11 protein-coding genes are annotated in these 12,025 nt (G+C 69.7%); 5 read left to right on the top strand and 6 right to left on the bottom strand.

The features are described 5' to 3' along the window. The 4 genes from mdlC to J7024_RS34600 form a co-directional block, all read left to right on the top strand. The coding region (gene mdlC / locus J7024_RS34585) for a benzoylformate decarboxylase (protein ID WP_234745895.1) at positions 1-1,146 on the top strand (1,146 nt) is incomplete at its 5' end. Positions 1,147-1,175: 29 nt separating this feature from the next. Further along, entirely contained in the window at positions 1,176-2,627 is a 1,452-nt protein-coding gene (locus J7024_RS34590; protein ID WP_175770108.1) for an aldehyde dehydrogenase, read from the top strand. A gap of 13 nt (positions 2,628-2,640) precedes the next feature. Continuing rightward, positions 2,641-3,585 carry a ketopantoate reductase family protein gene (locus J7024_RS34595; protein WP_124827454.1) on the top strand — a complete coding sequence of 315 codons (945 nt, stop codon included), beginning with the start codon at positions 2,641-2,643 and terminating at the stop codon, positions 3,583-3,585. Positions 3,586-3,829: 244 nt separating this feature from the next. Next, the gene (locus J7024_RS34600; protein ID WP_234745896.1) at positions 3,830-5,227 is read left to right on the top strand and encodes an MFS transporter; all 1,398 of its coding nucleotides are present in this window, start codon (positions 3,830-3,832) and stop codon (positions 5,225-5,227) included. 25 nt (positions 5,228-5,252) lie between these two features. Here the strand turns inward: J7024_RS34600 and kynA are convergent, their stop codons facing one another. From kynA to kynB, 3 genes are all read right to left on the bottom strand, one after another. Beyond that, positions 5,253-6,194: a tryptophan 2,3-dioxygenase gene (gene kynA, locus J7024_RS34605; protein ID WP_124827545.1), complete on the bottom strand. Its 942-nt coding sequence runs from the start codon at positions 6,192-6,194 to the stop codon at positions 5,253-5,255. Positions 6,195-6,274: 80 nt separating this feature from the next. Continuing rightward, the gene (gene kynU, locus J7024_RS34610) at positions 6,275-7,528 is read right to left on the bottom strand and encodes a kynureninase (RefSeq protein ID WP_268838734.1); all 1,254 of its coding nucleotides are present in this window, start codon (positions 7,526-7,528) and stop codon (positions 6,275-6,277) included. A gap of 25 nt (positions 7,529-7,553) precedes the next feature. Continuing rightward, positions 7,554-8,195: an arylformamidase gene (gene kynB / locus J7024_RS34615; protein ID WP_199568503.1), complete on the bottom strand. Its 642-nt coding sequence runs from the start codon at positions 8,193-8,195 to the stop codon at positions 7,554-7,556. Positions 8,196-8,325: 130 nt separating this feature from the next. Here kynB and J7024_RS34620 point away from each other — a divergent pair, with 130 nt between their 5' ends. Beyond that, positions 8,326-8,826, top strand: a complete 501-nt coding sequence (locus J7024_RS34620; protein ID WP_006477992.1) for an Lrp/AsnC family transcriptional regulator — start codon at positions 8,326-8,328, stop codon at positions 8,824-8,826. Here J7024_RS34620 and J7024_RS34625 read toward each other — a convergent pair. The 3 genes from J7024_RS34625 to J7024_RS34635 form a co-directional block, all read right to left on the bottom strand. Further along, positions 8,813-9,322, bottom strand: coding sequence for a flavin reductase family protein (locus tag J7024_RS34625; protein WP_124827448.1), 510 nt, complete (start codon positions 9,320-9,322; stop codon positions 8,813-8,815). The genes J7024_RS34620 and J7024_RS34625 overlap by 14 nt on opposite strands. Positions 9,323-9,606: 284 nt before the next feature. Further along, entirely contained in the window at positions 9,607-10,281 is a 675-nt protein-coding gene (locus J7024_RS34630) for a hypothetical protein (RefSeq protein WP_124827446.1), read from the bottom strand. Next, positions 10,278-11,684, bottom strand: a complete 1,407-nt coding sequence (locus J7024_RS34635) for a selenium-binding protein SBP56-related protein (protein WP_124827444.1) — start codon at positions 11,682-11,684, stop codon at positions 10,278-10,280. The genes J7024_RS34630 and J7024_RS34635 overlap by 4 nt, the downstream gene beginning before the upstream one ends. Positions 11,685-12,025: the final 341 nt, after the last annotated feature.

Raw genomic sequence — 12,025 nt, forward strand, 5'->3', positions numbered from 1 at the left:
ATGGCGATGGGGGGGCGGCGCGGGCGGGGGTGGGTGTGGGGTCCGGTCGACGGCTGGGACCAGGCCGCCGAACGGCTGCCGCGCCGTGACGTGGGCAGCGTCGTGCGGCCCGAGCCGGAGGCGCTCGCGCGGCTCGGCGACGCGCTCGATGCCGCGCGGCGTCCCGCGCTGGTGGTCGGCGCGGCCGTCGATCGCGCCGGCGCGTGGGACGACGTCGTGCGGCTCGCCGAGCGGCACCGTGCGCGCGTGTACGTCGCGCCGATGTCGGGACGCTGCAGCTTTCCCGAGGACCATCCGCTGTTCGCCGGCTTCCTGCCCGCGATCCGCGAGAAGATCGTCGCGCGGCTCGACGGGCACGACCTGGTGTTCGCATTCGGCGCGCCCGCGTTCACCTATCACATCGAAGGGTTCGGCCCGCACGTGCCGCCGGGCGCCGCGCTCGTGCAACTCGTCGACGATCCCGGCATCGCCGCTTGGACGCCGTCGGGCGACGCGGTGGTCGGCAACCTGCGGCTTGCGGCGCGCGACCTGCTGGCGCGACCGGCGCCGCCCGAGCGGCCGATGCCGGCGCCGAGTCCGGCGCGCCCGCGCGTCGCCGTGCCGCCCGCCGGCGAACGGATGTCGGTGGCGTTCGCGCTGCAGACGCTCGCCGACGTACGCAACGCACACGACATCGTCGTCGAGGAAGCGCCGAGCGCGCGGCCCGTGATGCAGGCGCATCTGCCGTTCACGCGCAGCGGCACGTTCTACACGATGGACAGCGGCGGGCTCGGCTACGGGATGCCGGCCGCGGTCGGCGTCGCGCTCGCGCAGCCGGGGCAGCGCGTGATCGCGCTGATCGGCGACGGGTCGAGCCTGTATTCGATCCAGGCGTTGTGGAGCGCCGCACAGCTGAAGTTGCCGATCACGTTCGTGATCCTGAACAATCGTCGCTATGCGGCGCTGCAGGATTTCGCGCCGGTGTTCGGCTTCAGCCCCGACGATCCGGTGCAGGGCACCGATCTGCCCGACCTGAATTTCGTCGCGCTGGCGCAGGGGATGGGCTGCCACGGCATTCGCGTGGCCGATGCCGCGCGCCTGCACGACACGTTGACCGACGCGCTGCGCGCCACCGCGCCCGTCGTCGTCGAAATCGAAGTGGCCTGACGCGCAGCGCGCGTCGTTTCGGAGACTCCATGCAAACCGTATCGATGCTGATCGGCGGCGTACGCCGCGATTCGTCCAGCGGCGCGACGGTCGTGCGCCGCAACCCGCTCGACGGCGAAATTGCGTCGACCGCACCCGCGTGCACGATCGACGATGCACGCGCGGCGGCCGACGCAGCGGCTCACGCGTTTCCCGACTGGGCGGCCCTCGGCCCCGGCGCGCGCCGCGCGCTGCTGCTCAAGGCCGCCGCCGCACTCGAAGCGAAGCACGACCAGTTCGTCGCCGCGATGGCGGCCGAAACCGGCGCGTCGGCGCTGTGGGCCGGCTTCAACGTGCACCTTGCCGCGAGCGGGCTCGTCGAGGCCGCGTCGCTGACCACGCAGATCGGCGGCGAGCTGATTCCGTCCGACGTGCCCGGCTCGCTCGCGATGGGCGTGCGGCAGCCGGCCGGCGTCGTGCTCGGCATCGCGCCGTGGAATGCGCCGGTGATCCTCGCGACGCGTGCGCTCGCGCTGCCGCTCGCATGCGGCAACACGGTCGTGCTGAAGGGCTCGGAACTGTGTCCGGTCACGCACGGGCTGATCGTCGAGGCGCTGCAGGAGGCCGGCTTGCCGCCGGGTGTCGTGAACTTCGTGACGAACGCGCCCGACGATGCGGGTGCCGTCGTCGACGCATTGATCGCACATCCGGCCGTGCGCCGCGTGAACTTCACCGGGTCGACGCGGGTCGGCCGGATCGTGGCCGAAGCGTGTGCGCGCCATCTGAAACCGTCGGTGCTCGAGCTCGGCGGCAAGGCGCCGTTCGTCGTGCTCGACGATGCCGATCTCGACGCGGCGGTGGCTGCGGCCGCCTTCGGCGCGTTCGCGAATTCCGGGCAGATCTGCATGTCGACCGAACGGCTCGTCGTCGATGCATCGATTGCCGATGCGTTCGTCGCGAAGCTCGCCGACAAGGCCGCATCGCTGCCGCTCGGCGATCCGCGCCACGGACCCGTCGTGCTCGGCTCGCTGATCGACATGAAGGCCGTCGAGCGCTGCAATGCGCTGATCGACGATGCGCTCGCGCACGGCGCGACGCTCGCGTGCGGCGGCAAGTCCGACAGCACGCTGTTCCCGGCGACGCTCGTCGATCGCGTGACGCCCGCGATGCGGATCTACGCGGAGGAGTCGTTCGGGCCGGTGAAGGGCATCGTGCGCGTCGACGGCGAAGAGGCCGCGATCCGCTGCGCGAACGACAACGCGTTCGGGCTGGCGTCGGCCGTGTTCAGCCGCGATGTCGCGCGTGCGATGCGCGTCGCGGCACGCATCGAATCGGGCATCTGCCACGTGAACGGCCCGACCGTGCACGACGAGGCGCAGATGCCGTTCGGCGGCGTGAAGGACAGCGGCTTCGGCCATTTCGGCGGCAAGGCCGGCATCGCCGCGTTCACGGACCTGCGCTGGATCACCGTGCAGACCGCGCCGCGTCACTATCCGTTCTGAGAGGCTGCCGACGATGAGGATTGCGATTCTCGGCGCGGGTGCGATGGGCTCGCTGTTCGGCGGCTTGCTGGCCGAGCGGGGTGAGGCCGTCACGTTGATCGATGTGAACGACGCGCATCTCGACGCGATTCGTCGCGACGGTTTGCGCATCGACGACGATCGCGGCGCACGCCGCGTCCGCACGCTGCATGCCGTGCGACCTGAAGCGGCGCATGCGGCGGCGATTGCATCGCCCGACACGCCGTTCGATCTGCTGATCGTTTTCACCAAATCGACGCATACGCGCGCGGCGCTCGACGGCGTGCGCGCATTGCTGGGCCCGCACACGTCCGTGCTGACGCTGCAGAACGGGCTCGGCAACGTCGAAACGCTGAACGCGTTCGTGCCGCTCGAACGCATTCTGGTCGGCGTCACGACGTGGCCGGCCGACGTCGCCGGCCCCGGGCATGTGCGTTCGCATGGCGCCGGCACGATCCGCATGATGACGGCCGACGGTACGGCGCGCCCGTTCGCGGCGACGGTGGCCGCCGCGCTGTCGGATGCGGGACTCGCATGCTCGCTCGACGCCGACGTGTGGGCCGCGATCTGGGAGAAGGTCGCGTTCAACGCGGCGCTCAACACGCTGTGCGCGGCGACGGGCTGCACGGTCGACCAGCTCGCCAGCGTACCCGACGGGCCGCGGCTCGCGCTCGCGATCGCGGCGGAGACGGCCGCCGTCGCTCGCGCGAAAGGGATCGACGTCGACGGAGAAAGCATCGCCCACAACGTCGAGCATGCGATTCACGCACACCACGGCCATCGTCCGTCGATGCTGCAGGACGTGCTCGCGGGCCGCCGCACGGAGATCGACGCGATCAGCGGCAGGGTCGTCGCGGCCGCGCGCGAGACGGGCGTCGCGGTTCCGCATACCGACACGCTGCTCGCGCTGGTCAGGCTGATCGACGCGCGGATCGACTGAGCATCGGGCCGATCGCAGGTTCGCGGCGCGCGGCAGCAGGGATGCGCCGCACGCGGGCGGACTGACTGGACAGGAAAGCTGAATGAGCCGGCGCATCGACGCCGGCCGCGCAGCACGAGATTCGGGCACGCGCCTGCGCGCCAGCCCGGGCAACTGGAGACGCCATGAAAGTCATCGAATGCCGTTGTCTTGCCGCGCGCCGTTCGCGCACATCGCCGCCGCCGCGTGGCACACGGGAGGCCGCATGAGCACGCGCGACGGATTGCCGCCGCCGTCGGTCGACATCGGGGCGACACTCGACGACGGGCCGTTCACGACGATGCAGCGCTGCGTGGTGCTGCTCGCCGCGCTCGCGATCGTGCTCGACGGTTTCGACGGCCAGTTGATCGGTTTCGCGATTCCTGTGCTGATCCGCGAATGGGGAATCACGCGCGGTGCATTCGCGCCCGCGGTGGCGGCCGGGCTGATCGGAATGGGCATCGGCAGCGCGTGCGCAGGGCTCGTCGCGGACCGCTTCGGCCGCCGCCAGGCCGTGATCGGCAGCGTGTTCCTGTTCGGCGTCGCGACTTGCGCGATCGGTTTCGCGCCGAACGTCGCCGCGATCGCGATGCTGCGCTTCTGCGCGGGGCTCGGGATCGGCGGCGCGCTGCCGACGGCTACGACGATGACGGCCGAATACACGCCCGCGCGGCGCCGCACGATGATGGTCACGGCGACGATCGTGTGCGTGCCGCTCGGCGGCATGCTGGCCGGCTTGTTCGCGCACGAGGTGCTGCCGCGCTACGGCTGGCGCGGGCTGTTCTTCGCGGGTGGTGCGTTGCCGCTCGTGCTCGGCTTCGTGCTCGTGCGCGCGCTGCCCGAATCGCCGCGCTATCTGGCGCGCCGCCCCGCGCGCTGGCCGGAACTCGGCGCGCTGCTCGCGCGCATGCAGCGGCCGGTCGCGCCCGGCACCGTCTTCACCGATTTGCGCGAGGCGCGTGCGCCCGGTGCGCGGGGCGGCTTCGGCGCGCTGTTCGCCGGCGGTCAGGCGCGCGATACGATCGCGCTGTGGTGTGCGTTCTTCATGTGTCTGCTCGCGGTGTACGCGGCATTCAGCTGGCTGCCGACAATGCTGGCCGCGAGCGGGCTCAGCGTAGCGGTCGCGGGCGCGGGGCTCACCGCGTACAACCTCGGCGGCGTGATCGGCGCGCTGCTGTGTGCGTGGGCGATCGCGCATGCCGGTTCGCGCTGGCCGCTTGCGCTGTGCAGCATCGGCGGCGCGGCGAGCGCGGCCTGGCTGATGGGCGTCGATGCGGGGTGTCACACGGGCTGGCTGATCGCCGGGCTCGGCCTGCACGGACTGTTCGTCAATGCAGTGCAGTCGACGATGTATGCGCTTTGCGCGTACATCTATCCGACGGCGGTGCGCGCGACCGGCACCGCGAGCGCGCTCGCGTTCGGCCGGCTCGGTGCGATCCTCAGTGCGTTCGCCGGTGCGATCGTGATCACCACGGGCGGCGCGAATGCGTACCTGGCGATGCTGGCCGCCGCGATGGGCGTGGTGTGCGTCGCGCTGCTCGCGATGCGGCGGCACATTCCTCGCTTGACGCGCGAGCGGGCATTGCCGCGAGAGGGGGAGGAGCTGGCCCGCACGTCGTCGTGACGCGCGGGCGCCTGACACGTGTTCGTTACAGCGTGGTGCGAACGTGCCAGAGCTCGGGGAACAGCACGACGTCGAGCATCTTGCGCAGATACGGCGCGCCGCTCGTGCCGCCCGTGCCTTGCTTGAAGCCGATGATGCGCTCGACGGTCGTCACGTGACGGAAGCGCCACTGGCGGAACGCATCCTCGAGATCGACGAGCTCTTCGGCCATTTCGTACAGCTCCCAGTGCTGCTGCGGATGACGATAGACCTCGAGCCATGCGGCCTCGACCGTTTCGTCGTGACGCATCGGCTGCGTCCAGTCGCGCTCGAGCCGCCCGGGCGCGATCGCGAAGCCGCGGCGTGCGAGCAAGCGCACGACTTCGTCGTAGAACGACGGCGCCTCGAGCGTCGCACGCACCTGTTCGAGGATGTCGGGCCGGTGCGCATGCGGCTGCAGCATCTGCACGTTCTTGTTGCCGAGCAGGAATTCGAGCTGACGATACTGGTACGACTGGAAGCCCGACGACTGGCCGAGATACGGCCGCATCGCCGAATACTCGGACGGCGTCATCGTCGACAGCACGTTCCACGCCTGCACGAGCTGCTCGAGAATGCGCGACACGCGCGCGAGCATCTTGAACGCGGGCGGCAGCGCGTCGTCGCGCACGGCATCGAGCGCACCGCGCAGCTCGAACAGCGCGAGCTTCATCCACAGCTCGCTCGTCTGATGCTGGATGATGAACAGCATCTCGTTGTGATCGGGCGACAGCGGATGCTGCGCATCGAGGATCGAATTCAGCGACAGGTAGTCGCCGTAGCTCATCGACTTCGAAAAATCGAGCTGCGCGTCGTGCCAGCCGGCTTGCGCGGCGGCATCGCCGGGCACGTGCGGCGTTTCGTGGGCCTGAGCGGCCTGCGGCGATTGCGCGGCGCGTGCGCCCGAGAACGGGCAGCCCGCCGGCGCATCGTCGCCGGGTGGCTGCATATGACCAGAATTCACGGCTTTCTCCAGGATTGAATGACGGGGGGCGCGGCGCGCGGCCTGCGCGCGCCGGGCGACGCCGATCAGGTCACCGCGCCGCGCTCGGCGAACTCGGGTGCCTTCCACGCGTCGGTGGCGAGAATGTCGCGCAGCGTCTCGACCGCATCCCACACGTCGGCGAAGCGCGTATAGAGCGGCGTGAAGCCGAAGCGCAGCACATACGGCTCGCGATAGTCGCCGATCACGCCGCGCGCGATCAGCGCCTGCATCACCTCGTAGCCGTGCGGATGCTCGAAACTCGCCTGCGAGCCGCGCTGGTGATGCGCGCGCGGTGTGACGAGCTTCAGCGACAGGCCGGCGCAGCGGGCCTCCACGAGCGCGATGAACGCGTCGGTCAGTGCGAGCGACTTGCGGCGGATCGTCTGCATGTCGGTCTGCAGGAACACGTCGAGCCCGCATTCGACCATCGACATCGACACGATCGGCTGCGTGCCGCACAGGAAGCGCGCGATGCCCGGATCGGGCGCGAAGCCCGGTTGCATCGCGAACGGCGCGCGGTGGCCCCACCAGCCCGACAGCGGCTGCGAGAAATGCGGGAGATGGCGTTGCGGCACCCATACGAACGCCGGCGAACCGGGGCCGCCGTTCAGGTACTTGTACGTGCAGCCGACCGCGCCGTCCGCGCGCGCGCCGTTCAGGTCGACCGGCACCGCGCCGGCCGAGTGCGCGAGATCCCACAGCATCAGCGCGCCCGCGTCGTGCACGATCTGCGTGACGGCCGGCATGTCGTGCATGTAGCCGGTGCGGTAGTTCACGTGCGTGATCATCGCGACGGCCGTGTCTGCGCCGAGCGCGGCGGGCAGGTCTGCCGGATCGTCGATCAGGCGCAGCTCGTAGCCGTCGCCGAGCTGCTCGATCAGCCCTTGCGCGATGTACAGGTCGGTCGGGAAGTTGGAGCGCTCCGACACGATCACGCGGCGCTCCGGCGCGCGCCCGGCCTGATGGCGCAGCATCGCCGACAGCAGCTTGAACAGGTTGATCGAAATGGTGTCGGTCACGACGGTTTCGCCGGGCGCGCCGCCGATCAGCGTCGCGAGCTTGTCGCCGAGGCGGCGCGGCAGCGCAAACCAGCCGGCGGTGTTCCAGCTGCGGATCAGGCCTTCGCCCCATTCGGCGCCGATCACCTGTTGCGCGCGGGCAGCCGATGCGCGCGGTTGCGCGCCGAGCGAGTTGCCGTCGAGGTAGATCACGCCGTCGGGCAGCGCGAACTGGTCACGCAGCGCGGCGAGCGGGTCGTCGCGGTCAAGGGCGAGCGCGTCTTCATGAGTCTTGATCATGATGTCGGGTAGAGGTTTCGGGTAATCAGGAGGAGCGGCCGGGCAGCGCCCGCAGCACCGCGCGCACCGGGCTCGCGTCGAGCGTCGCGAACTTCAGCGGCAGCGCGATCAGTTCGTAGTCGCCGGGCGGCACGTCGTCGAGCACGATCCCTTCGAGGATCGCCATCCGGTGCGCACGCACGCGGTGATGCGCATCCATGGTCTTCGATTCCTGCGGGTCGAGCGACGGCGTGTCGATGCCGATCAGCTTCACGCCGCGCGCGGCGAGCAGGTCGACGGTCGCGTGCGCGACCGCGCAGAAGCCGCTGTCCCAGTGCTCGACGCTGGCGCGCGCATAGGTGCGCAGCAGCACGCGCGGCGGCACGCCGTCGAGCGCGGCCTCGACGTCGGCCGGCTGCACGACCGGCGTTGCACCGATGCAGTGGATCACGCGGCACGGGCCGAGGTAGGTGTCGAGCGGCACCGCGCCGATCGGCGCGCCGTTCGCGTCGTAGTGCAGCGGCGCGTCGCAGTGCGCGCCGGTATGCGGCGACAGCGTCAGGCGGGCGACGTTGACCGGCGAGCCGGCCTCCATCCGCCACACGCGTTCGACGGAAACCGGTGTGTCGCCCGGCCACACGGGGGTGGCGGGGCTGATCGGCGGCGAAATGTCCCAGAGTGTGTCCATGGCATGGCGAATCGGTGAATCGATGCTTCGAATGATAGGTGGACGCTCGCAGAAAGTGCTTGCGAAATAAACATGGACAATCCGCCCGATTGGCAGATAATTCGAATCAGAGGGAAAACGGGGACCAAAAATGCATGCGATCACGCTCGATGCCACCGACTGCCGGATTCTGGCAGTCCTGCAGGAAGAGGGCAGAATCAGCAATCTCGATCTGGCGGAGCGGATCTCGCTGTCGCCGTCCGCCTGTTTGCGCCGGATGCGCCTGCTCGAGGAGCAGGGCGTGATCGAGCACTACCGCGCATGCCTGAGCCGCGAGAAGCTCGGCTTCGAGCTCGAGGCGTTCGTGCAGGTATCGATGCGCAACGAGGAAAACCAGTGGCACGAGCGCTTCGCGGAAGCGCTGCGCGAGTGGCCGGAGGTGGTCGGCGCGTTCGTCGTGACCGGCGAGAGCCACTATCTGCTGCGCGTGCTCGCGCACAACCTCAAGCACTATTCGGATTTCGTGCTGAACCGGCTCTACAAGGCGCCGGGCGTGATGGACATCCGTTCGAACATCGTGCTGCAGACGCTGAAGGACGAGGCGGGCGCGCCGGTCGGACTGGCGCGCACCGGGGCGATCAAAGCGGTGTGAGGCCGTGGAAGCCGCCGCCGTGGAACACGAGCGGCGGCGCGCCGTCGCTCGCGGCCCGCACGCCGCAGCGCTCCACTTCGCCGACGAAGATCACGTGGTCGCCTTCGTCGTAGCGGCTGCGGTTGTGGCATTCGAACCACGCGAGCGCGCCGTCGAGCACCGGCATGCCCGAGTTGCCGGCCGCGTGCGCAATTCCTTCGAAACGATCGCCCTTGTAGGTCGAGAAACGCTTGCACAGGTCAAGTTGCGACGCCGCGAGCACGTTCACCACGTAATGGCTGTTGCTGCGAAACACCGGCGTCGACGCCGATTTGTGCGCGAGGCTCCACAGCACGAGCGGCGGATCGAGCGACACCGAGTTGAACGAGCTCGCGGTGATGCCGATCAGCTGTCCGGACGGCGCACGCGTCGTGATGACCGTGACGCCGGTCGCGAACTGGCCGAGCGCCTGGCGAAATGCTGCCGAGTCGAAATCCGGCGGAGTGGGGTGGTTCATCGGGCGGCCATCCGGGACGAAACGGGCGGGCGCGGCGCACGGCGAATCCGGGGGGCGCGGCGGACGAAAGGCGGCAAGGCCGGGGCGGTCGATTGGGAAGTGGTGCGCATGCCCGGATTTTAGCGGAATCAGGGCCGCCGGGCCCGTGCGGGCGGCGCATTGCGGCGTGAGCGTGAGGTAGCGAACACTGCCGCACGGCGCCCAAATTGCGCCCGAACGCCTGTTCCGTCGCGTTTTATTGCGCGCGGCAGATAGCGCTGTTGCGACGGCGCCGCGCCGCCTTGCTACCGTGCGGCCGCGAGCCCGAGCGACAGCGCGCCCGTCACGATCAGGCTCGATGCCCACACGGCATCGAGGTTGAACCAGCTTCTTGCGACGAATTTCAGTCCAAGATAGCGATAGACGAGCCACGCCAGCATGCCGCCCGTCGCGATCATCGCGGCCGCATGCACGGCCGCGACGACGAGCGCCATGCCGAGATGCGCGTCGACGAGCGTCGCGGCCGCGCGATGGCCGGCGTCCCCGGCGTCTCCTTCGAGCCCGCAGAGGCCGAGGTAGATTGGCACCAGCATCAGCCCGGCGCCGTGCGCGATCGCGACCGCGAACGACCACAGTCCGAGCCGCGCCGGCGCGATCCGCGCGAGTGCCCGCGGGTGGCGGCGGCGGATCAGCAACAGTGCGCCGAAGCCGATCACGAGCGCGCTCGCGCCGATGCGGATCGCCGACTGCCAAGCGAGCAGCGCGGCGAGCAGCCCGAACGGCAGCATCACCATGAACACCGCGAGCGCGTGGCCGAGCGCGAGATAGCCGAGCGCCGCGACGAGCGCGCCGCCGCGGCGCGTCATCAGCGCGTTCGACACGGCCAGCGGCCAGCCCATCGCCGGATTGAGCCCGTGATAGACGCCGCTCGCGAGCACGGCCGCCCACAGCGCGAGCGGCGCGGAGAACCCCGTGTTCAACGCTTGACCGACGGATAGCAGAACGAGTCGGTCGAGCAGTCGCCGCCTTCGAGCCGGATCTGGTGCGCGCGATAGCCGTCGGGGAACTCGACCCAGTAGTCGTCGGCGAGCGTGAGCCCGCCGTCCGGCCCCGCATGCGCGAGCACCTGCGCGGCCGGCACGCCGTCCGGGTAGAACTGGTCGTCCCACGTCGAGTACAGCGAGTTGGTCCAGTACACGCGCCGGCCGTCGCGGCTGATTTCCACCATCTGCGGGCCGCCCGCGAACGTGCGGCCGTTCGTGTGCGGTGCCCGGCGCACGATGCCGCCGATCCGTACCGACCCCGCGAGCACCGGCCGATGCGGATCCGACACGTCGTACTGACGCATCTCGCCGGTGCCCCAGCACGACACGTACAGGAAGCGGTCGTCGAGCGACAGGTCGATGTCGGTCACGAGCGGCGGCACCGCACCGAACCCCTTGAGCAGCGGCGGCAACTCGTCGGCGGCGGCCGGTTCGGCCGGGATCGTCGCGGTCTTGCGCACATGGAACTTGCCGTCTTCGCGCCACCAGGTCCAGATCGACCCTTCCAGATTGGTCGTGTCGACCACGACGCCGACGAACCCGTATTCGCGCACCGGATCGTGGGCGGGCCGTACTTCCAGCGCCATCTGGTGGTGCGCGCCGAGATCGATCGTCTGCACGTTGCGCCGCGCGCGCAGGTCCCAGAAATGCAGACGGTGGCCGTACCGGTTCGCGAGCAGGTCTTCCGGCACGATGCCGTTTTCGAATTGCGGCGGCAACGCCCATTCGCTCGACACCATGTAGTCGCGCGGCAGGTTCCACCAGAAGTCGTAATGCTTGTCCTGCGGGCCGCGATCGATTTCCCAGCGGCCGAGCACGTCGAAGGTCTCGCAGTCCATGATGAAGATGCCGGGCGCGCCGTCGGTGCCGTCCTTGCCCGCGCCGCCGAGCGTGCTCACGTAGATGCCCTCCGGGCCGCAGTGGACCGTGTGCGGCCGCGAATAGCCGGTCTTCGCGAAGATCTCGTCGGGCTCGATGATCTTGTGGATGCGCGCCTGCGTCGGATGCGGCCTGGTATCGATCACGTAGATGCGTGACGAGCGCAGGCCGGGGATGATCAGGAAGCGTCGCTCGAGAAAGGCGTGGCCGGTGAGCGGCGACAGCGACGACGAACACGCATTCCAGCCGAAGTGATGAAACTCGTCGCCGGTGTTCGGCATCGTCACCGTGTGGACGATTTTTCCGTAGGTCGCGGAGCCGGGCTTCACGTCGATCACGGCGAGCGCATCGGGTCTGGAAAAATCGGGACTCAGCAACAACGTATAGGCAAACTCTTCCGCCGGCGCCTGCATCGCAAGTTCCGGCGAAGCGTGAAAGGTCGGGTCGGGCCGCATGCTCATCGGGGTGCCTCTCTCGGTTGTATCGGATCGTTGACGCACGGCCGTTCGCTGCGGCGCGCGGGGCCAAGGTGTTGCGCGGCGCACGTCGGCGGGACGTGCGGTGCCGTGCATCAGGTCGGGAAAGCGGGCAGGCGCGCAGGCCTGGATCGCAGCGCATGGCAGCGCGAGGGTGCAGGTGAGGCGGCGGCGCATGGTGCGCCGGCGAACGCGCCCGCGATGCGGGCGAAATCTGCTAAGGCATGCATATCGATGTTCCGGCGGATGATGGGTGCATCAGGAGCGGGCATGCATCGGACGCTGCGTGCAGCCGGACGGTGTGCCGTCGCGGCGACGCGTGACTA

The organism is Burkholderia sp. WTPI3 (assembly GCF_021483755.1).
Taxonomy (GTDB): domain Bacteria; phylum Pseudomonadota; class Gammaproteobacteria; order Burkholderiales; family Burkholderiaceae; genus Burkholderia.